Annotated in this window: 22 protein-coding genes; 19 read left to right on the top strand and 3 right to left on the bottom strand. The window is 51.2% G+C overall.

Annotated elements, in window-relative coordinates; translation table 11 throughout:
- Positions 1-65: 65 nt before the first annotated feature.
- From MWH02_RS22105 to MWH02_RS22045, 13 genes are all read left to right on the top strand, one after another.
- Positions 66-815, top strand: a complete 750-nt coding sequence (locus MWH02_RS22105; protein WP_271461475.1) for a fimbria/pilus periplasmic chaperone — start codon at positions 66-68, stop codon at positions 813-815.
- Positions 816-826: 11 nt separating this feature from the next.
- The gene (locus MWH02_RS22100) at positions 827-1,330 is read left to right on the top strand and encodes a fimbrial protein (protein WP_158238592.1); all 504 of its coding nucleotides are present in this window, start codon (positions 827-829) and stop codon (positions 1,328-1,330) included.
- 11 nt (positions 1,331-1,341) lie between these two features.
- Positions 1,342-1,833 (top strand): fimbrial protein, encoded by a 492-nt coding sequence (locus MWH02_RS22095; RefSeq protein WP_110868222.1) that lies wholly within the window; start codon positions 1,342-1,344, stop codon positions 1,831-1,833.
- The gene (locus MWH02_RS22090) at positions 1,834-2,301 is read left to right on the top strand and encodes a fimbrial protein (protein WP_271461474.1); all 468 of its coding nucleotides are present in this window, start codon (positions 1,834-1,836) and stop codon (positions 2,299-2,301) included.
- Between the two features lie 5 nt (positions 2,302-2,306).
- The gene (locus tag MWH02_RS22085) at positions 2,307-2,822 is read left to right on the top strand and encodes a fimbrial protein (RefSeq protein WP_271461473.1); all 516 of its coding nucleotides are present in this window, start codon (positions 2,307-2,309) and stop codon (positions 2,820-2,822) included.
- Positions 2,822-3,619, top strand: a complete 798-nt coding sequence (locus MWH02_RS22080; RefSeq protein WP_271461472.1) for an MrpH family fimbial adhesin — start codon at positions 2,822-2,824, stop codon at positions 3,617-3,619. Before MWH02_RS22085 ends, MWH02_RS22080 begins: the two co-directional genes overlap by 1 nt.
- Positions 3,558-5,345, top strand: coding sequence for a PglL family O-oligosaccharyltransferase (locus tag MWH02_RS22075; protein WP_271461471.1), 1,788 nt, complete (start codon positions 3,558-3,560; stop codon positions 5,343-5,345). Before MWH02_RS22080 ends, MWH02_RS22075 begins: the two co-directional genes overlap by 62 nt.
- 297 nt (positions 5,346-5,642) lie before the next feature.
- Complete coding sequence (gene lpxP, locus MWH02_RS22070) at positions 5,643-6,566, top strand: kdo(2)-lipid IV(A) palmitoleoyltransferase (RefSeq protein ID WP_101760701.1); 924 nt, start codon at positions 5,643-5,645, stop codon at positions 6,564-6,566.
- Positions 6,567-6,704: 138 nt separating this feature from the next.
- Entirely contained in the window at positions 6,705-8,144 is a 1,440-nt protein-coding gene (locus MWH02_RS22065; protein WP_271461470.1) for an efflux transporter outer membrane subunit, read from the top strand.
- 112 nt (positions 8,145-8,256) lie between these two features.
- Positions 8,257-9,402, top strand: coding sequence for an alanine racemase (locus tag MWH02_RS22060; protein ID WP_439652377.1), 1,146 nt, complete (start codon positions 8,257-8,259; stop codon positions 9,400-9,402).
- 106 nt (positions 9,403-9,508) lie between these two features.
- Positions 9,509-9,904, top strand: coding sequence for a polyketide cyclase (locus MWH02_RS22055; protein ID WP_101760704.1), 396 nt, complete (start codon positions 9,509-9,511; stop codon positions 9,902-9,904).
- Between the two features lie 436 nt (positions 9,905-10,340).
- Positions 10,341-10,607 carry a hypothetical protein gene (locus tag MWH02_RS22050; RefSeq protein WP_137386792.1) on the top strand — a complete coding sequence of 89 codons (267 nt, stop codon included), beginning with the start codon at positions 10,341-10,343 and terminating at the stop codon, positions 10,605-10,607.
- Between the two features lie 74 nt (positions 10,608-10,681).
- Positions 10,682-11,326: an oligosaccharide flippase family protein gene (locus tag MWH02_RS22045; RefSeq protein WP_110868430.1), complete on the top strand. Its 645-nt coding sequence runs from the start codon at positions 10,682-10,684 to the stop codon at positions 11,324-11,326.
- 80 nt (positions 11,327-11,406) lie between these two features.
- Here the strand turns inward: MWH02_RS22045 and MWH02_RS22040 are convergent, their stop codons facing one another.
- On the bottom strand, positions 11,407-12,099 hold the full coding sequence (locus tag MWH02_RS22040; RefSeq protein WP_271461469.1) for a response regulator transcription factor: 693 nt from the start codon (positions 12,097-12,099) through the stop codon (positions 11,407-11,409).
- Between the two features lie 291 nt (positions 12,100-12,390).
- Here MWH02_RS22040 and MWH02_RS22035 point away from each other — a divergent pair, with 291 nt between their 5' ends.
- Positions 12,391-13,008 (top strand): trimeric intracellular cation channel family protein, encoded by a 618-nt coding sequence (locus tag MWH02_RS22035; protein WP_008109765.1) that lies wholly within the window; start codon positions 12,391-12,393, stop codon positions 13,006-13,008.
- Here the strand turns inward: MWH02_RS22035 and ligB are convergent.
- Positions 12,922-14,691 carry an NAD-dependent DNA ligase LigB gene (ligB, locus tag MWH02_RS22030; protein WP_271461468.1) on the bottom strand — a complete coding sequence of 590 codons (1,770 nt, stop codon included), beginning with the start codon at positions 14,689-14,691 and terminating at the stop codon, positions 12,922-12,924. The two genes, MWH02_RS22035 and ligB, sit on opposite strands and share 87 nt — an antisense overlap.
- A gap of 240 nt (positions 14,692-14,931) precedes the next feature.
- On the opposite strand from ligB, the gene gmk reads away from it, so the two are divergent.
- From gmk to recG, 5 genes are read left to right on the top strand one after another with little or no spacing between them, the layout of a single operon-like run.
- Positions 14,932-15,555, top strand: coding sequence for a guanylate kinase (gene gmk, locus MWH02_RS22025; protein ID WP_008109768.1), 624 nt, complete (start codon positions 14,932-14,934; stop codon positions 15,553-15,555).
- A gap of 57 nt (positions 15,556-15,612) precedes the next feature.
- Complete coding sequence (rpoZ, locus tag MWH02_RS22020; RefSeq protein ID WP_007885265.1) at positions 15,613-15,888, top strand: DNA-directed RNA polymerase subunit omega; 276 nt, start codon at positions 15,613-15,615, stop codon at positions 15,886-15,888.
- 20 nt (positions 15,889-15,908) lie between these two features.
- Positions 15,909-18,020 carry a bifunctional GTP diphosphokinase/guanosine-3',5'-bis pyrophosphate 3'-pyrophosphohydrolase gene (spoT, locus tag MWH02_RS22015; protein WP_101760709.1) on the top strand — a complete coding sequence of 704 codons (2,112 nt, stop codon included), beginning with the start codon at positions 15,909-15,911 and terminating at the stop codon, positions 18,018-18,020.
- A 3-nt stretch (positions 18,021-18,023) separates the two neighbouring features.
- Positions 18,024-18,719 (top strand): tRNA (guanosine(18)-2'-O)-methyltransferase TrmH, encoded by a 696-nt coding sequence (gene trmH / locus MWH02_RS22010; RefSeq protein WP_101760710.1) that lies wholly within the window; start codon positions 18,024-18,026, stop codon positions 18,717-18,719.
- Positions 18,716-20,794: an ATP-dependent DNA helicase RecG gene (gene recG / locus MWH02_RS22005; protein ID WP_271461467.1), complete on the top strand. Its 2,079-nt coding sequence runs from the start codon at positions 18,716-18,718 to the stop codon at positions 20,792-20,794. The genes trmH and recG overlap by 4 nt, the downstream gene beginning before the upstream one ends.
- On the opposite strand, the gene MWH02_RS22000 is transcribed toward recG, so the two are convergent.
- Positions 20,791-21,276 carry a MarR family winged helix-turn-helix transcriptional regulator gene (locus MWH02_RS22000; RefSeq protein WP_192415283.1) on the bottom strand — a complete coding sequence of 162 codons (486 nt, stop codon included), beginning with the start codon at positions 21,274-21,276 and terminating at the stop codon, positions 20,791-20,793. The genes recG and MWH02_RS22000 overlap by 4 nt on opposite strands.
- Positions 21,277-21,289: the final 13 nt, after the last annotated feature.

The raw sequence follows: 21,289 nt of genomic DNA, 5'->3' as shown, positions 1-21,289 counted from the left end.
GCATTAAAGTTTGTTGAGTATCTGTCGCTCTATTACCCCAGACATATAGAGTGAGTATTAATTTTATGAACCTGAAGGCTTCTCTCGCTACCGTGGCGATGCTGTTTGGCGCTATGATTTTTTCGCAAAGCACGCTGGCTGCTGTTGCATTGGATCGCACCCGCGTCATTTATGACGGCGCTGAACGCTCAATCAGTTTGAATATCAGCAATGAAAATAAAGCGCGTCCGTATCTGGCGCAAAGCTGGCTGGAAGATGAGCAAGGAAAAAAAATAAAGTCGCCGCTTATGGCGCTCCCTCCAGTTCAGCGTATTGAGCCGGGTCATAAAAGCGCGATTAAAATCCAATCTTTACCTGCCGCAAAATCATTGCCTCAGGATCGTGAATCTTTGTTTTACTTTAATTTGCGCGAGATTCCGCCACGCAGTGAAAAACAAAACGTATTACAAATTGCGTTACAGACCCGCATCAAACTATTTTATCGTCCAGAAAAATTAATGATCGATCCACGAGCTTCAATCAAACCCGTACAAAATCAACTCACGTTGAAAAAAAACGGTGATCAATACACGGTGATAAATCCTACCGGATATTATGTCACGCTGATTACTGCAGCCAGTCATGTTGATGGTAAAGAAGAAAGTGATTTTAAACCGATCATGATTCCGCCACAAGGCAGTGCCGCTATTAACGTAAAAGCCAGTAAGTTAGGTTCGCATCCGGTATTAAGCTATATCGACGATTTCGGCGGTCGGCCAAAATTGACATTCAGTTGCAAAGCCAATGTGTGCCGTGTCACCGATAGCCGCGAATAAGCATGAACAGCATGAAGTGGCTGGTCATCTTCTTCGCACTGCTGCACTGCAAAATGCTCTTCTCAGCGCCGATCGCGCCGCATGAAGAAATTATCCCCGGCACGAATAGATATCCAATTAATGTGTCGGGGATTATCGTCAGCTCCCAATGTACTTTGAATGGTGATCGAGAAAGTCGTGTTAACTTCGGCGATATCATCATTCAACTAATTGATGGTATCCGGTTCAGTAAATCGGTGCCATTCACGGTCACGTGTCCGGGAGCTTTCAACGGGGAGCAGGAAGTTTTTATCTCAGCTACAGCGGCGGTGTTTGATAAAAATGTCATTTCTACCACCAACAGCAATGTGGGCATCAAATTAATATTAAACGGTAAAGACATCGAAATAAATAAAGCACACAACATTGATTGGCGAATATCAAACACATTGATTGCCGTGCCGGTTAAAAACAAGGCCAAAGTCACAGCGGGTAATTTTACTGCAACCGCCACCATGGTATTGAATGTTCGTTGAGGAGACACGGAATGCAGATTATAAAAATAATGCTCTGTCCACTGATCATTGCATTTGCGTTGCATAGCACGTTGTCTAATGCCAATGCAGGCGTCAACTTTTCAGGAAAGCTGATTAACGTCCCGTGTAAAATTGACAATAATAAAGATATCGATGTCAACTTTGGCGACAGTGTGGATATTAATGAAATAGATGGTCTGAAATACACTGAATTGCTGACGCTGTCGATTAAGTGCGATGAAAACTATTCCGAAAATCTTTACTTCCGTGTATCGGGTAGCGCAGCAACATTTGATAAAGCAGCAATACGCACTAACATCACTAACGTTGGGATAAAATTCATCAATGGTAAAGATGGCACACCACTCGAAATAAACAAAAAATACAATTACGTGCAGACAGGTGATTTTTCTCTAAAGGTGGTTCCTGTTAAAAAATCTGGTTCAATACCCTTGCCAGGTAAGTTAACAATAAGTGCTCAACTGATTGTCGAGCCTCAGTGAATGAAAACTGCAATGCTCATACTGTCACTCTTTATTTATTGTTGTAATTCACACGCTGTGAAAATAAATTTTTCAGCCACACTGACCAGTATTAATTGCGTAATAAACAATGACAAACCGGCAGACGTTGATTTTGGTGATGCAGTAGGAGTAAATCATGTTGATGGTGTGAGATATCAACAGCGTGTTCCCATCGGTATCGTATGTCGGACCCCGCCGGGAAAACAGCTGGAACTGGCATTTTTGGGCATAACCAGCAATTTTGATGCCAGCGCATTATTCACAGGGATTGATGATTTAGGTATCAGGATAATGCAAAATAATCAACCCATTATAATCAATCAGCGCTTTACGCTTGATGATCTTACGCAGCCAATATTTTATGCCGTTCCGATAAAGCGAGCTGGCAGCGCTTTGAAAAGCGGACGTTTTAAAGCGCTTGCAACGCTTGTTATTAAATACGAGTAATGATTATGCGCTTCCATATTATGTTAATAACTCTGCTATCAACATGTTCTATAAACGCCTTTGCAGCTGCTGACTTTTCTTTTACAGGCGGATTAGTGCAGGAACCCTGCATTCTCGACCCCAACAGCAGTGATATTGTTATTGATTTTGGCAGCGTCATTAATAAATTTCTTTATCGCTATCAACGTACCGCAGGTATTTCCATAACGCTTAATTTACAGGGTTGCGATACCTCAACATCCGATAAACTCTCAATCACCTTTAAGGCAACAGAAGATGCGCGGCAAGCGGGCATGATGGCACTTGATCCATCCAGTACCGCAAAAGGCATCGCCATTGGCGTTGAAGAAAAAGGTATTTTTATTCCGATAAACAAAAGCGTCGAGAGGATTTTCCATTCTGGTGACAACAAAATGGTCTTTGACTTATTCCTGTCTGCTAATCGTGAAAGTATTAAAAATAACGAATTACATCCCGGGACAATCAATGCCAGCGCAACCATAGAACTGGAGTATCACTAATGAGCATTTTTAAACTCATCATTTATTTTATTTGCATAATTATAACTGCATCAGCACAAGCCACAATCATCAGCCATAATACTTTTCTTTCCTGGATTGGGCAATATACTACCTTTCGTGTGTATGTTTATCACTGGGATGAAGATAGCCCTTTGAAAAATCCGTGTTATAAGCAGCCGGGCTGTAAGATCGCATCTTTTCCGGAAAATAATGGGGTTCCCGCTGACATTCATGCGCCAAATGTCTTATCTGCAGAAAACTATGCAACCATTGGTGAACTGGGAAAAGCGTATAAAGCTAAATACCCTTTATCGACAGAACATACCTTCCAAATAGACGGCAGGTCAGCTCTATACAATTGTTTTCGATTGGCAGCATTTCAAAATGATTGGCGTGATGCAACCTTCCTGCCTGATAATATCTGTATCAAGCATCATAAATATCCCGTCAGCTGTTCACTTTTGGGTGATACTAATCTCTATCACGGCTATGTTTCTGATAAAAGCATAAACGGTAATACTGCTCAAACGCAGTTAACACTCTCCTGTAGCTCAGCGGCAACGGCACAAATTTACGCGGTAGGGTTTAACACCAATATTGTCTCACTCCGTTCGGATAACAGTTTGCAGACTGAATTAAAAGTCAACGATCAAGATGCTTCTGAAGGCATTGAGCTTAAAGTAAATTCAGCCGACTCGCTGGCAACATTTACGCTTAGCTCAACGCTGCGTACTCATGGAGCAGTCGCACCTGGCGCATTTAATGGTGCCGGCACGCTCATCATTTCCGCTTATTGATTTGAAGAAAAACATGTTTTTTATCCCTAATTTTCGCAAGCCCCCATTTACTACATTACTTGTGTCATTGGTCGTGGCGAGCGACTTACTATTGATGCTGCAAGTTTACGTTGCCAATATGGGCGGTTCAGGTTTTCGCCTGCCGCAAAATCTTATTACGCTCATTTTTATGGGCATTTGTATTTTTATTGTGGCAATAAAATGCCTCTTTTCGCCCCCCTCGACGGACGGGGTGCGAGTGGCAAAGGTGACACCGATATGGCTGCTAGCGTTTCTGCTCCTTAGCCAGCCCATACTCTATACGTTTTACGGCAATCATGATGTGACCTTACTCCTCCAGCTAACTGCCTATGCTCTGGCAGTGCTGTTTTACCTGGCCATGCTACAAATCCCCCTTTCGCCAAACGTTAAAAGGCTCTGGCTGATATGCATCATTACTGCGGCCGTGGCGCAAGCGATGCTGGCGCTATGCCAACTCTTCATGACGGGGGCAAATAACTGGACGGAATTTCCGGCAAATGGCACCCGCGTCTATGGCATTTTCCAGCAGGTAAATTTACTGGGTAGTTTTCTGGCTACTGGCTGGACGTTAGTGCTGTATTTTAGCTTTAAGGTGCGTCATGGCGGGCTTCGTTTACTATTGGCAGCGATCATGGCTGTATTGCTGGTGATTTTAATGATCATCCAGTCTCGCGTTGCCTGGCTTGGTGCGTCGGCCAGTAGCGCTTTACTTATCTGGACATTCCGCCGGCATCGCCATTGGCGGCAACACCTCTTGATTGGCTTACCGATTGCATTAGCAATTGTGATAGCTTGCCAGACCCTGCTCGCGTATGCCCCCATGGCGGGATTACACAAAGTGGATAAAACCCATTCAACGGCAGGTCGTGTGCAGATGATCACGCACAGCCTGCATATGATCGCCGAACGTCCTTTACGTGGTTGGGGTGCCGGTCATTTTGAGCACGATTATCTGCTGCACGTACGTGAGGAAACGGCGCATCCGTTGAATTCTCGTCCCCCAACGCACCCGCATAATGAAATCCTGTTTCAGTGGGTGGAAAATGGCGTTATTGCGCTGGCGGGAGTGGCACTAATAATTTGGGCATGGTTCAAGCCCGTCGTAACCGGCAGCCCTCATGCAAGGCGACGCGCCTTTACGTTTTGGACGATGACCTTACCTATCGTGACCCATCTGCTTTTTGAGTATCCACTCTACCAGTCCGCGCCGCATGGTCTGGTATTACTACTGCTGATCCGTCTGATGCAATCTGAGTCAGATCTGCAAAGCCTGACTCTGCGCCCGTTGGCGCATTACGCTGCGGCTGGGTTTGTCACCCTTTTTGCTCTCGCATTGATGGTTTTTGCGGCAACAGGTTTGCACACCAATGCCATCCTGACGCAAATTGAGCGCAACAGGTTTGCTGATTTTTCCCATGCTCAGCAACTTATTAATCCTTACGCCCAATGGGAGCGCTATCAGTTTGATGCAAACCTTCATCGTCTAATTACGTTTAACAGCACAAACGATGTCGGGCAATTAATCCAATTCAAAGTGTGGGCCAGGGAATACCTGACAAAGCACCATGATGCCAACGTAACCTACTCACTGCTTAAAATTGCCATGTTGCAGGGAGACACGAAATGGCAACAGAGACTGCATCAGCGCGGTCATCAGCTTTTTCCTGAAGACAAACGCTTTAATCTTCCTGAGCAAAGTAAATAAAGCGTAAAGATTAGTGTGTCCTTATTAACAGACAGTTCTTAATCCACTACGTGATGGGCATTTTGACTTCTTCAAGATGAGTTTACCCTGCTGTTTTTAAAGAGAATGAATAAAAGGTGATAGAATGAGGCCGTTCTAACCATGAATGTGCTCAATCCTGAGGATTGCAGAGATTGGGTAACATTGACGGCACTTTTTGCTAAAGTGCTGGTCGTAATCAATACAGTTGTACCGCTCCAGGAACTCAGGGACCCTTTTTCTTCGTGCGATACATTTTTTCCCCGACATGAAGGCGTTATGACGAAATCCAGGCAGTTCCGTTCCAAACTTCTGCATCCCCGTTATTGGTTTACCTGGTTTGGGCTAGGTGTGCTGTGGCTGCTGGTGCAACTTCCTTACCCCATTCTGATCCGGCTTGGTGCTGGCGCTGGCAAATTGTCGCGTCACTTCCTGAAGCGCCGCGAACGCATCACCCGTCGCAATATCGAGCTGTGCTTCCCCAATATTAAGGAAGAGAAAATCGAGGCGATGATCGCCGGCAACTTCGAATCGCTAGGAATGGCGCTGGCAGAAACCGGCATTGCCTGGTTCTGGTCTGACGCACGCGTGCGTCGTTACTTCGAAGTGCATGGTCTGGAAAACCTGCAGCACGCACAAAGCCACCAGCGTGGTGTGATGGTCATCGGTGTGCACTTTATGTCGCTGGAGCTGGGCGGCCGCATTACCGGTTTATGCCAGCCAATGATGGCGATGTATCGTCCGCACAATAATCAGGCGATGGAGTGGGCACAAACCAAGGGTCGCATGCGTTCGAATAAAGCGATGATCGATCGTCGCGATTTGCGCGGCATGGTGCAGGCGCTAAAAAAAGGCGAAGCGGTCTGGTTCGCACCGGATCAGGATTACGGCCCAAAAGGCAGCGTGTTTGCTCCGCTGTTTGCGGTGAAACAAGCGGCGACCACCAACGGCACCTATGTTCTGTCTCGTCTGGCAAAACCGGCGATGCTGACCATCGTATTGATTCGAAACCAGGATAAGAGCGGTTATCAGCTGATTATTCAGCCTGAACTGGAAAATTATCCGTATGAAGATGAAGCCGCTGCCGCTGCTTACATGAATCGCGTGATTGAGAATGAAATTCTGCGTGCGCCCGACCAATATCTGTGGCTGCATCGTCGCTTTAAAACCCGTCCGCCGGGTGAAGCGTCTCTCTATATCTAATCTCTTGATGCAGCAGGTTTTCGCCTGCTGCTCATTTTCTCTGCTCACATTTAACAACCATTCTTAACGAAAAACAGGTTTGTCAAAATCTGCCCCGCCTCTTGTAATGGTCGCCTTCACCTCTCTTTGACCAGAACTATGACACAGCACTTTCACTGCAAATTTCTCGCGCTGGCCGTTGCCACTGCGCTGCTGGCCAGTTGTGCCAATCCACACGGCTTAAACCCCAAAAACACGCTGCTTGATGCTAACGCTCTGCAAGCCAGTCAATCCCTGAAAAACGCGCATTTCAGCGCCGCGAATTGGCCAAAAAGCGCATGGTGGCAAGGTTTTAACGATGCTCAACTCAATCGACTGATTGATGATGCGATGGCATCCAACCCGGATTTGCAGGTAGTCAACGCGCAAGCGGATAAAGCCAATGCACAAGTGATTGCCGCCGATGCCGAACGCTATCCGGATGTCGATCTCAACGCGGGCATTACGCGCTCGCGTGTGGCAAAAGTGGATGATCCGCTGCTGGAGGGGAAAAGCTACAGCACGCTGCGCACCGCTAACGTTGGATTGAGCTACACCTTCGATTTATGGGGCGGCAAAAAAGATGCCGCTGAAGCCGCATTGGGGCAAGCACGTGCCAGCGAGTTGGATCGTCAGGCCAGTCAGTTAACGCTGGCCGCGAACGTGACGCGAGCGTGGAACAAACTTAATCTCGCCTGGAATAATGCCGAACTGGCGCAGCAGAATGCCGAGCGTGCGGCGGGTATCGCCAAAATTCAGCAGCAATATGTCAGCGCTGGCCTCACTTCCGATTACCAATATAAGCAGGCGCTGTCGCAGCAGAAAACCGCGCAAGCCGAATTGACGCAAGCTCAACAGCAAGTCACCGATGCCGGTATTCAGCTTTCGACGCTGATAGGTAAAGGCCCGGATTACTGGCACCAGCTAAAACCGGCGCAAATGAATGTGCCGGTCGCCGCCATGCTGCCAAACGCCATTCCGGCCGAACTGCTGGGTCGTCGTCCGGATGTGGTGGCCGCGCGCTGGCGCGTTGAAGCGGCATCAAAACAGATCGCCGCCAGCAAAACCGAGTTCTATCCCAACATCAATTTGGTGGCCGAAGCCGGCACCAAATCACTGCTCGGCGATGCCTTCTTTGGTGCGCCAAGCCGCTTCTTTAATGTGGGACCGAGTTTGTCATTGCCGATCTTTGACGCGGGCAAACGTCGCGCCGATTTAGCAGAGAGCGACGCCGATTACGATCTGGCGGTAGCGCAGTACAACAAATTGCTGATTAGTTCACTGGGCAATATCAGCGACACCATTACTCAGTTGCAGTCGATTCAGGATCAGCTGGCGCAACAGGAAAGCGCCAACCAGCTGATTCACAGCGCGTGGGATGATTTGCATCGTGAATACGCAGCGGGCCTGCGTCCTTATCTTGATGTGCTGACAATCCAAAATCAGCTGATCGAATCCGACCAGAAACTGGTGGCGCTGAAGGCGCAGCAGATTAACCTTGCAGTGGTTTTGATAGAAGATTTGGGCGGCGAATTCCAGAGCTCCAACTTTAAAGTTTAAAAAGTCACCATCAATGGCGGCCCTGAGCTGGAATGTGCCGATTTTGTCGGCTGGCATTCTACCGTGCATTGATGAATCATAGTCCGCACTGTGTAATCACCTGCGGACTATTATGATGGAACAGAATATTGAGGCTGGTTGGTTGCGGCCTCTGATTGCCGAGCGACTCACACCTTACCTCGAAATTGATGCAGCGCGCCTGCAACGCAACCTGCAACAGATGCAGCAAAAAGCCGATGCCGCTGGCGTCACGCTACGTCCTCATATCAAAACCCATAAAAGTGTCTGGATTGCTGAGCAGCAGCGCATGCTCGGCGCGCGCGGCATTACCGTATCTAAACCGAGTGAAGGCATCGCTTTTATTCTCGGTGGCGAACGCGATCTGCTACTGGCTTACCCCGTAGTGCATGCCGAAACGCTGAAAGAATTTTTGGCGGTGGCCGCACAACATCAGGCGCGCATTACCTGCATTGCGGATTGCACGAATGGCGTGGCGGCAATAGCGGCTGCACATCAGCGCCAGCTCGATTGCCAGCTGGCGTTAGCCATCAAAGTGGATGTGGGATTACATCGCATCGGTGTTGATCCGCACGGCGATGCCGCCGTTACGCTGGCGCAGCAGATACAGGGTGCGGGCCTCACGTTTGCCGGGCTGGTTTCTCATGCCGGTCACGCTTATGGCGCAGGCAACGCCGCAGCGATTGCCGACGTTGCCCTGCAGGAAATCACATGGATGCGTGCTCTGCAGCAGCGCCTGATTGCCGCTGGTTTTGCGCACTGCCCGATTTCAGTCGGTTCAACGCCAACGGCATTGGCGGCACCCGTCGCGCAGGGCAGCGATGAAATCCGCCCCGGCAATTATGCGCTGCTTGATCTCACCGCATGGCGTTTAGGTCTTTGCACGCCAGAGGCGTTGGCGCTGAGCGTGGTAACGCGCGTGGTAGCGGTCAATCCGCACTTCGCCATTATTGATGCCGGTTCCAAAATGCTTAGCTCTGACAAAGGGCCGCACGGCACCAATGCCAGCGGATTTGGTATCGCCGTCGATGAGCAAGGCAATCATTATGAAGTGTTGAAGCTGTCGGAGGAGCATGGTTTCCTGCAATATGCTGAACAGGCACCCGCCGTTGGCGCGCTGCTACGCATCTTCCCTAACCACAGCTGCGCGGTGGTTGCGCAGTCCGATCGCTTCGTGCTGCGCCATGCTGATGATACGGGTGAAGAGCAGGCTATTCAGGGACGCGGCAAGTTTATCTGATTACAGCGTTTTCACGGAAACCGCTGCTGACCCACACTTCCATGACCGGGCCGTTTGCAGCCCGGTATCAGCGTGCTTTAATGGCTGTATCACATCAGGAGGTCCCATGCTGCCATCTCAGACCGTCACACTAACGGTTCCACGCAACTGGTTAGATTTGTATGAAACCATCTGGAAACCGGAATGCTTTGCCAAATGGGCTAGCGGACTCAGCGCCAGTACGCTGACGCAGGAAGGGAACAGCTGGAAAGCCAAAGGTCCCGAGGGAACGGTAAAGATTCGCTTTACCCCACACAATCCCTTTGGCGTGATGGATCACTGGATTGATACCGGAACGGGTAAAGAGATTTATATGCCGATGCGGGTGATTGCCAATGAGCAAGGTGCGGAAGTGGTGATGGTGGTTTATCGTCAAGCATTCATGTCTGACGAGAAGTTTGCCGAGGATGTTGCATGGGTAAAACGCGACCTGGAACAGCTTCTTCATCTGTTAACTCATTAGAATCAATGGATTATGCAGAGATCGCTTCTTTAACGCATGTTGGAATCAATCAATAAAAATCGCTTACTTTTTTGCTCAGTAGCGTTTAACTGTTTTGCTCAAACCTTCACGTATTTATCTGCTAATCACCAGTCTGGCTTAAGCATCCTCAACAGGAAAATTCCTGGTGAGGATGTGCAGAAAAATGCTGAGTGCCTCTGATTTATCAAAGTTTTTTCTGTATTTCTTTATCGCCGATTCATTCAACCGTATGGAATGAAGAAAAGCACTAATAAATAGTAAATCACTCGCCTTATATATTCTGATGCAAATTCTGAAACCATTTATTCCTGCGGTCTATTTATAGGAGTTTTCTGATGGTGTTAAATTAATTAAAACACGGTATAACTCATTTCACACACAGCAGTAACCATAATAACAACAGCAGGGAAATAACATGGATCGCTCAACCTATCCTTTGTTATCAGAAAAAGAATTTGTTGAGATTGCCAGCCGGATGCTGGCCGGGGAATATATAAACTCAAAGGGATTTTATAATGATCTTACGGATTTCCTCCGCACAGGAGGAGATACCATTAAGACAACAACATCATTAAGCGCCAGGGTCATCTTAATAAATTCAGAACATCATTTAATTGAACGCATTTTTACGTGGCAAAACCTGAAAGGTATATCAGGGCTGCGTCAGGATGCGCTGCATTGATGTAAGCTGTGCTTTGGCCTGTGGCCAGAGTAACCCCTTAATTGCACTGGTACATATACCATAATGAGCAGAATATGGCGATAAGAGAAAAAAATCTGACCAACGCTAAATGGTCAATTTTGTCATCGATTAAAATCGTCGGCATTGGTGTTTTACAACTTTCACTTCTGGCACAAATACTCCAGGCAAACGAGTTAAACTTACTCGCCATTGCTATTGTAATGTTATTGATTATTGACACACTGGCCGATCGCGGATTTGGCAATGCCATTATCAGAACTAAAAACCTGAACAATAGCGATCTCTCAATATTATATTGGGGGAATGTATTAAGCGGACTCGCTATTTTTGCCGCGCTGTTTATTGGTAGCGATATTTCTAGCCGAATAATGAATCAACCCGAAATGGCAATAATGCTGGAAATGATTTCGGTCATCTTCATTATTATTCCGCAGGGACAACATTATCGCGCCATATTACAGCGGGAAAACCAATTTTCACGCATCGCTTTCGCGGAAACATCTTCTGTGCTGGTGGGATTAAGCGTCACACTGTTTACCGTGTGGCTGACACCTTCAGTGCTGTGCGCCATCTGGGGCTACCTCGCCATGGTATCCATCAGAATGCTGATTTACTGCTACTACGGTCGCTCCTGGTTCCAGCCAGAATACCGCTTTAGCCTGAAAAGTTTCGCTAACGTGCGAGCAAGAAACGGATAATAAAAACAAGTCTGTATGGTGGGCTCTGGGCATCTGAAAAGATGCGTTCGCGTGCTGGTCGCCAGCACGCTTTTTTCTTTTTAGGCTTCCAGTAACTCTTCCAGTGACTGAAAACTGAGTTCGCTTAATTTGCCGTTACGCTGCAAGCGCAACCAACTCACTATCATGCGTAACTCATCAATCACCATATAGAGATCGGCCATATCATTCTTGCTTTTAACCTGCAGTCGCGCCAGTGCATTGAGTTTGTGTGCATTCACTGTTTTATGACTGATGCCCAGGCGAATGCCGATGTGCTCAATGCTGTAACCCCACGCCATCATCAGTAGCACCCGTAATTGCCTGTCTGGCAAAAGAATATCCGCACCTTCTACTAACTGAATCTGGGCATTGGCATTGATGCTGGTGAGAAGACGGCTGGAAAGCATCTGACGAGAGGATTTTAAGTCCAACACCGTGAGCGAAGGCAGGTAACGACTGAGCGCATGCATCAGCGGTAACAAACGCCGCGTCAGCACCACGATTTGCATCGTGGGAAACTGCTGCTGTAAGGCGTAAAGCACTTTTAAGGTGCCGGTTAGCGGCATATTTTCATGAAAGATACACACCAGCAAACGCGGTTTCATCTTTTCGCACTTCGCCATGACCGTGCTGAGAGACCATAGCTCATGCAGCTGACACGCAACAGGTAACGAGGACAAAAGACTCTCAAGCCCCAGCGCCGCCAGTTTGTCAGAGGAGAAAAAGAGGATGTCTTCGTTACGAGTTTTCATGCCTGTCCAATAGTTGCTACACGTGATGCCTGAGAGCGGAAAGCCTGCTTCAATTGCCAGTAATCACGTACGACACAAACTGGCTAGAACTTAAGAAGAGAAGATCTGCCCCTCTTCGCATCATTTATACTTATGCGAAAAGGCCAATAACTGCAGATTTATCCCGCCTGCTAAGCCTGTTAGCATGCACGCCATCAAAAAGCCTAATCCGATAACGCTTTATTTAGAAAATCTCAGTGGTCTACACTCTGGGAAATCTTTAGCCTTGCCGCCAATTTACTGGAGTGCTCTATGTTATTAACCGTTCTCTATATTATTGGAATTACAGCCGAAGCCATGACCGGCGCGCTGGCGGCAGGGCGTCGTAAAATGGACCTGTTTGGCGTGATCATCATCGCCTCGGTCACCGCCATTGGCGGCGGTTCGGTGCGTGACATTCTACTGGGCCACTATCCGCTCAGTTGGGTTAAAAACCCGGAGTACATCATGATCGTGGCTGCGGCTGCGGTTGTGACCACTTTTGTTGCACCGCTAATGACGCACCTGCGCAAAGTTTTTCTGGTGCTGGATGCGCTGGGTTTAGTGGTGTTCTCGATTATTGGCGCCCAGGTTGCACTGGATAGCGGGCACGCCTCCATCATTGCTGCCATCGCCGCCGTGATCACTGGCGTGTTTGGCGGAGTGCTGCGCGATATGTTCTGCAACCGCATTCCGCTGGTGTTCCAGAAAGAGCTGTATGCCGGTATCGCTTTTGCCTCGGGCTGGATGTATATCCTGTTGCTGAAAACGCCGCTGGCGCATGAAGCGGTGGTGATCATCACGCTACTGTTCGGCTTCTTCGCCCGCTTGCTGGCGCTGCGTTTCCGCCTCGGTTTGCCGATCTTCAACTATCCCCATCCTGAACATTGAATCTGTTGCAGGAATCTCCTGCTGCTGCAGAAAGTGAATCAACTGCTGCAGGTGCGCATCCTGCAGCATCATCACAATCCGTTGTGCTAACACGCTACCGATACCGGGCAGCTGCTGCCAGCTTTCCGCCGTTCGCGCCAGCAACTGCGACCACTGCGCATCCGGTAAAGCCTGTAACGCTGCACGCGGCAACGGCAAGCCAAGCGCACTCACCCAGCGTCGCAGCGGCTGCTCACGCGTCAGGTTAAAGCGGTGCCAGATAAGTTGCGCGCGAGCCGGCGTGATGCCATTAGCCTGCGCAATCTGATCCGGCGTCAGGGTCAGCCAGGAAAAGAGATGGCTGATAGTGCCGCTATCCAGCAGGCGCTGCCAGCTGCTGCGCTGAACACCCGCAATATCGAGTACCGACTTCTGGCTGAGCCAGCTAAGGCGAGATAAAAACTGCGCCCGGCAGTCGGCGCTAAAGTGCAGACAGGTTAAGCCGTGGAATTCGCCCTCCTGTGGCGACGCTGGATAATCGCGCTGCGCCACACGCCAAATCACGCGCTCCAGTCGCGGAATGCCTAATCCCGCCAGCGTGAGCGTCACCTCATCACCCGCGATCACATCCAGTTCCCGCCAGCGTCGCAGGGAACCAATGTTTACCCGGCGTACCGTTTTGTCCTCCAGTTGCACCGGTATCAGATTTAGCACCACGGCGATCTTGCCCGTGCGGCCCACATTGAAATCCACTGACAGCACTTCGCTGCTGACTTCTGCTGGTTGATACTTCCATGCCGCTGACCAACTGCCCTGGCCGGGCTGCCAATCGCGCCCTGCGCTGACGGGTGATTGATGAATTACCACGCCATCGGTGACAAACGGCAGCGATTCGCGGAACCAGCGATCGCGCCATAACGCGACCTCTTCTTCATTACTCACCTGACGGCTCCAGCTCTGCGCCAGCCCAAATCCCCATTGTGTGAGCTGCGCCAGACGATCGGGCATCGAATTGGGTCCATCCGGCCACGCCCAGATAAATACGCCAAGGCGCTCAAGCAGCGGGCTGGTGTCGTGGCGCATCATCGCTCCCGCCACCTGAGCGCGCGCGTTCTTGCCGCCGTCACGCGCCTGTTGATGATCGGTCATTTGCAGAAACAGCTCACCTTGCAGCACCACTTCCTCACGCAAGGTATCCAGCCGCTGCGGGATGGAGGGAATATGTGCGGATTTGGCCAGCCACTCTTCGCCACGTAAACCATCACCGCGACTGATCAATGAGGCCAACTTACCCTGTCGATATACCAAAGTAACGGCGACGCCATCGACTTTTGGCTGCAGCCATAGCGCAGATTTGTCCTGCATCCAGTACGCCACTGCCAGCTTATCGCGCAGTTTGCGCACGCCGGTATGCGCCACCGGATGATGCGTACTGCCATCGGTGGTGAGTTGTGCATCGTAGGGGGCATGCGCCGGAGTGAAACAGCGCTGCCAATGCTGTAATCGCTGTTGCAGGCTGTCGTAATCGGCATCGGTCACCAGATTAGTGCCCTGCCGGTAATACGCGTCATCCCACTGTCGTAGCTGGGTTTGCAGCTGTGTGATTTCCTGTCCCGCGCGCACCGGAGACCAATTCGGGCAGAGCGCTTCGGCCCAGCAACCTATACTGAATAAGCAACACAATAGACTCAGGCATCCTTTCATCTTCGCTCTCCTTTTTCGCTATTGGAGCGCGCAGCGCAGGCCTTTACCAGCCATGAAGATTGCGCGCTGGATGCAGATTCCAGAGATTAAATTGCTGTTGCAGTCTGCTACATCAGCCTCTGGCGCGGCTTCACAGAAAAAAGAATTGCCTCAGCCAAGCGGCAAACGCTGCGTGACCACCCCAAGCCGTGTATACTGTGCAGGAAATCGACTCCGCTCTTTACTCAATTCAAGATAACCATGGCTCAAGGCACGCTTTATATAGTTTCCGCCCCCAGCGGCGCGGGTAAATCCAGCCTGATTCAGGCGCTGTTAAAGACACAACCGCTGTACGATACGCAGGTGTCTATTTCTCATACCACCCGTGGCGTGCGTCCCGGTGAAGCTCATGGTGAGCACTACTTTTTCGTCTCTAAGTCCGAGTTCGAGACCATGATTGCAACAGACGACTTCCTCGAACATGCGGAAGTGTTTGGCAATTATTACGGTACGTCACGCGCTGCGATTGAGCAGGTGCTGGCGACCGGCGTGGACGTCTTCCTGGATATCGACTGGCAAGGTGCGCAGCAAATTCGCCAGAAAATGCCGGCCGCTCGCAGCATCTTTGTGCTGCCGCCTTCTACCGAAGAGTTGGATCGTCGCCTGCGTGGCCGCGGTCAGGACAGCGAAGAGGTGATTGCCCGTCGTATGCAACAGGCCGTGGCGGAAATGAGCCACTACGCCGAATATGACTATTTAATTGTTAATGATGATTTCGATCTGGCGCTGTCAGATCTGAAAACCATTATTCGCGCAGAACGTCTGCGTATGGGTCGCCAAAAATCGCGACATGATGCTTTAATCAGCAAACTATTGGCAGTCTGAATTCACTTTCAGTATTATGCCCAGTCATTTCTTCATCATCTGTGGAGTAGCACACCTATGGCACGCGTAACCGTTCAGGACGCAGTAGAGAAAGTTGGTAACCGTTTTGACCTGGTGTTGGTCGCTGCACGTCGTGCACGTCAGATGCAGGTAGGCGGTAAAGATGCGCTGGTTCCGGAAGAGAACGATAAGCCAACCGTTATCGCCCTGCGCGAAATCGAAGAAGGTTTGATCACTACCCAGATTCTGGATGTCCGTGATCGTCAGGAACAGCATGAGCAGGAAGCCGCTGAGTTACAAGCCGTTACCGCTATCGCTGAAGGTCGTCGTTAACAGCACTTCGCAGGTCGCCCTTGTATCTGTTTGAAAGCCTCAATCAACTGATTGAAAAATACTTGCCTGAGGAGCAAATTAAGCGCCTCAAGCAAGCTTATCTAGTCGCGCGTGATGCCCACGAGGGTCAAACACGCTCCAGCGGCGAGCCTTACATCACCCATCCTGTTGCTGTCGCCTGCATTCTGGCCGAGATGAAACTCGACCATGAAACGCTAATGGCGGCGCTGCTGCATGACGTGATCGAAGATACGCCCGCCACTTACCAGGATATGGAACAGCTGTTTGGTAAAAGCGTTGCCGAACTGGTGGAAGGTGTATCCAAGCTCGATAAGCTGAAGTTCCGCGACAAGAAAGAAGCGCAGGCTGAAAACTTCCGCAAAATGATCATGGCGATGGTGCAGGATATCCGCGTCATCTTGATCAAACTGGCTGACCGCACGCACAACATGCGCACGCTCGGCGCGTTACGTCCGGATAAAAAACGCCGTATCGCGCTGGAAACGCTGGAGATTTACAGTCCTCTGGCGCACCGCCTTGGTATTCATCACCTGAAAACAGAACTGGAAGAGCTCGGCTTTGAAGCGCTCTACCCGAACCGTTTCCGCGTGATTAAAGAGGTGGTGAAAGCGGCGCGCGGTAACCGTAAAGAGATGATTCAGAAGATCCTTGCTGAAATCGACGGTCGCTTACAGGAAGCAGGTATTCCCTGCCGCGTAAGTGGACGCGAAAAACATCTCTACTCGATCTACCGCAAAATGCACCTGAAAGAGCAGCGTTTTCACTCGATCATGGATATCTACGCTTTCCGCGTCATCGTGAAAGATCTGGATACCTGTTATCGCGTGCTCGGACAGATGCATAGCTTGTACAAACCGCGTCCCGGACGCGTAAAAGATTACATCGCCATTCCCAAGGCCAACGGCTATCAATCGCTGCATACTTCAATGATCGGCCCGCACGGCGTGCCGGTTGAAGTGCAGATCCGTACTGAAGATATGGATCAGATGGCAGAAATGGGTGTGGCAGCGCACTGGGCGTATAAAGAGAGCGGCGAAGTCAGCGGCACCACCGCGCAGATTCGTGCTCAACGCTGGCTACAAAGCCTGCTGGAGCTGCAGCAAAGCGCCGGTAGCTCGTTCGAATTTATCGAAAGCGTGAAATCCGATCTCTTCCCGGATGAGATCTACGTGTTCACGCCGGAAGGCCGCATCGTCGAATTGCCGGCTGGCGCCACGCCGGTCGATTTCGCCTATGCGGTGCATACCGATATCGGTCATGCCTGCGTCGGCGCTCGCGTCGATCGCCAGCCTTACCCGCTGTCACAATCGCTGACCAGCGGTCAAACCATTGAAATCATCACCGCGCCGGGTGCTCGCCCGAACGCTGCCTGGCTCAATTTTGTCGTCAGCTCGAAAGCGCGCGCCAAAATCCGTCAGCTGCTGAAAAACCTCAAGCGTGAAGACTCCGTCAACCTGGGTCGTCGCCTGTTGAGCCACGCGCTCGGCGGCAGCAAGAAGCTGGCAGAGATTCCGGTTGAGAACATTCAGCACGAACTTGAGCGCATGAAGCTGACCGCCATCGATGATTTGCTGGCAGAAATCGGCCTGGGCAACGCCATGAGCGTGGTGGTGGCAAAGAACTTGCTGCAGTCAGGCAGTGAAGAGCCGCAGAGCAACAGCAAACGCAAAAAGCTGCCGATCAAAGGCGCGGATGGCGTGCTGATTACCTTTGCCAAATGCTGCCGTCCAATTCCTGGTGACCCGATTGTGGCGCACGTTAGTCCCGGCAAAGGTTTGGTGGTGCATCACGAATCCTGCCGTAACATCCGTGGCTACCAAAAAGAGCCTGAAAAGTTCATGCCGGTTGAGTGGGATAAAGTGACCGACCAGGAATTTGTCGCAGAGATTAAAGTCGACATGTTCAATCATCAGGGCGCACTGGCGAATCTGACCGCGGCAATCAACACTGCCAGTTCCAATATTCAGAGCCTGAATACCGAAGAGCGTGATGGTCGCGTGTATAGCGCCTTTATCCGCCTCACCGCGAACGATCGCGTCCATCTGGCGAATATTATGCGCAAAATCCGCGTAATGCCGGACGTGATCAAAGTTCACCGCAACCGTAATTAGTCCATGAACGCTCAACGTTTTGCCCGAATTCAGGAGATGCTGGCCCTGCGCCAGCACGATCTTACCGTTTGCATGGAACAGGTGCATAAACCGCATAACGTCTCGGCAGTGATCCGTACCGCCGATGCGGTGGGCATTCATGAAGTGCACGCCGTCTGGCCAAGCGTGCGTATGCGCACCATGGTTTCCGCTTCGGCCGGCAGCAACAGTTGGGTGAAGGTTAAAACGCATCAGCATATTGCAGATGCAGTGCGTCATCTGAAGGATGAAGGCATGCAGGTGCTGGCGACCAATCTGTCCGCCAAAGCGGTAGATTTTCGCGACATCGATTACACCAAACCGACCTGCATTCTGATGGGTCAGGAAAAAACCGGTATTACCGCTGAAGCGCTGGCGCTGGCCGATCAGGACATCGTTGTGCCGATGGTGGGCATGGTGCAGTCGCTCAATGTCTCGGTGGCTTCCGCGCTGATTTTGTATGAAGCGCAACGTCAGCGACAGAATGCCGGTATGTATCAGCGCACCTACAGCCTGCTGGATGAAGATGAGCAGCAGCGTTTGCTATTCGAAGGCGGTTATCCGGTGCTGGCACGCGTCGCTAAGCAGAAAGGCCTGCCGTATCCGCACATCAATGGTCAGGGCGAAGTAGAAGCCGACGCCGAGTGGTGGGCCACCATGCAATCTACAGGTAGAAAATGAAAGGCCGTCTGCTGGATGCCATCCCGCTCAGTACCCTGACCGGCGTCGGCGCCAGTCAGGCGGGCAAGCTGGCCAAACTTAGCCTGTTCACCATTCAGGATCTACTGCTGCATCTGCCACTGCGTTACGAAGATCGCACCCAACTGTATAAAATCAATGACCTGCTGCCCGGCGTTTATGCCACGGTGGAAGGTGAAGTGCTGAGCAGCGAAATCACTTTCGGTCGCCGCCGCATGTTGGTGTGCCAGATCAGCGATGGCAGCGGCATGCTGACCATGCGTTTCTTCAATTTCAATGCCGGGATGAAAAACAGCCTGGCGTCGGGCCGTCGCGTTACCGCCTACGGCGAGATTAAGCGCGGTCAGCGCGGTGCTGAAATCATTCATCCCGAGTTTCGCGTGCAGGGCGAACAAGGCGGCGTTGAGCTGCAGGAAACCCTGACGCCGGTTTATCCCACTACCGAAGGCATTCGCCAGGCGACACTGCGCAATCTCACCGATCAGGCGTTGACGTTGCTGGAGAGCTGCCCAATTGCCGAGCTGCTACCATCCGAGCTGAGCGGCGGGCTGATTAGCCTGCCGGATGCACTACGCACGCTGCATCGTCCACCGCCGGATCTACGTTTAAGTGAGCTGGAGACTGGCCGCCATCCGGCACAGAAACGCTTAATTCTGGAAGAGCTACTGGCGCATAACCTCAGCATGCTAGCAGTGCGCGCCGGTGCACAGCGCCATCATGCATTGCCGATGATGGCGCGCCACGAGCTGGTTGATCAACTGCTGGCGGCGCTGCCCTTCTCGCCAACCGGTGCGCAACAGCGTGTGGTGGCAGAAATTGAAAAGGATTTGGCCAACGATTTTCCGATGATGCGTTTGGTGCAGGGCGATGTCGGCTCCGGTAAAACGCTGGTAGCCGCATTGGCGGCACTAAACGTCATCGCACACGGCAAACAGGTAGCGCTGATGGCACCGACCGAGCTGCTGGCCGAGCAGCATGCCAACAACTTCCGCCAGTGGTTTGCACCGCTGGGAATTGAAGTGGGCTGGCTGGCGGGCAAGCAGAAAGGCAAAGCGCGCGAAGCGCAGCAGGAAGCCATTGCCAGCGGTCAGGTCGCGATGGTGGTCGGCACCCACGCGCTGTTCCAGGAACAGGTGAAATTCAACGGCATGGCGCTGGTGATCATTGATGAGCAGCATCGCTTTGGCGTGCACCAGCGCTTAGCGCTGTGGGAAAAAGGCGAGGAACAAGGTTTCCATCCGCATCAGCTGATCATGACCGCTACGCCGATTCCGCGCACGCTGGCGATGACGGCTTACGCCGATCTCGATACCTCCACCATCGACGAATTACCGCCAGGTCGTACGCCGGTGACCACGGTGGCGATTCCCGATAGCCGCCGCAGTGAGATCATCACGCGCGTGCAAAGCGCCTGTCACGAAGGGCGTCAGGCTTATTGGGTGTGTACGCTGATTGAAGAGTCGGAAGTGCTGGAAGCGCAGGCGGCAGAAGCAACCTGGGAAGAGCTGAAAGTGGCGCTGCCCGATTTGCAAGTTGGCCTGGTACACGGCCGCATGAAGCCTGCCGAAAAGCAGGCGGTGATGGCGGCGTTTAAGGCCAATGAAATCCAGCTGCTGATCGCCACCACAGTAATCGAAGTGGGCGTGGATGTGCCGAACGCCAGCCTGATGATTATCGAAAACCCGGAACGTCTCGGTTTGGCTCAGTTACATCAGCTGCGCGGCCGCGTTGGGCGTGGTGCTGTCGCTTCACACTGCGTGTTGTTATACAAAGCGCCGCTCAGCAAAACCGCGCAGAAGCGGTTGCAGGTGCTGCGCGATAGCAACGACGGCTTCGTGATTGCCCAGCACGATCTGGAGATTCGCGGTCCGGGTGAAATGCTCGGCACACGTCAAACCGGCAACGCCGAGTTTAAAGTAGCGGATTTACTGCGCGATCAGGGCATGATTCCCGAAGTTCAGCGCGTGGCGCGTCATATCCACCAGCACTATCCAGAGCAGGCGCAGGCACTGATTGAGCGCTGGCTGCCGGAAACCGAGCGCTACAGTAACGCTTAATCCGCCGTCTTGCTTTTATCGATGGCAATAAAATCCCCGACAAATTTCTGCAGCAGACGCGCCAACTCGGCGCGCTCTTCATCCGGCCAGCTGGCAAACAGGTTCTGATAAATTTGCGCGCGCGCCGCATCGATTTTGTCAGTCATCGCTTTACCTGCCGCAGTGATCACCGCTTCATTCACCCGTTTGTCTTTGGCATTTTTCTGGCGCTGCGCCAGCCCTAATTCCTCCAGCTTCGCCACCTGACGACTGACGGTGGTGTAATCGCGTCCGGCCCGCTCCGCCAGCTCCACCACGCCAATTGGCCCGAAGCGACCGATTTGAATCAGTAGCGGAAACAGCGCACGATCGAGCTGAATATTTGACTCTTTTATCAATAATTCATCACGTTGTGGACGATTGAAAGTTCCTACAATCATCAGCAGCGCATTGTGCAGATCATCAAATGCAGCACCATTATGTGTATTTTGCACACTTTTCATTGACGTTATCCTG

The organism is Pantoea leporis (genome assembly GCF_028048155.1).
GTDB classification, from domain to species: Bacteria; Pseudomonadota; Gammaproteobacteria; order Enterobacterales; family Enterobacteriaceae; genus Pantoea; species Pantoea leporis.
This window is presented reverse-complemented; position numbering and strand designations above follow the sequence as displayed.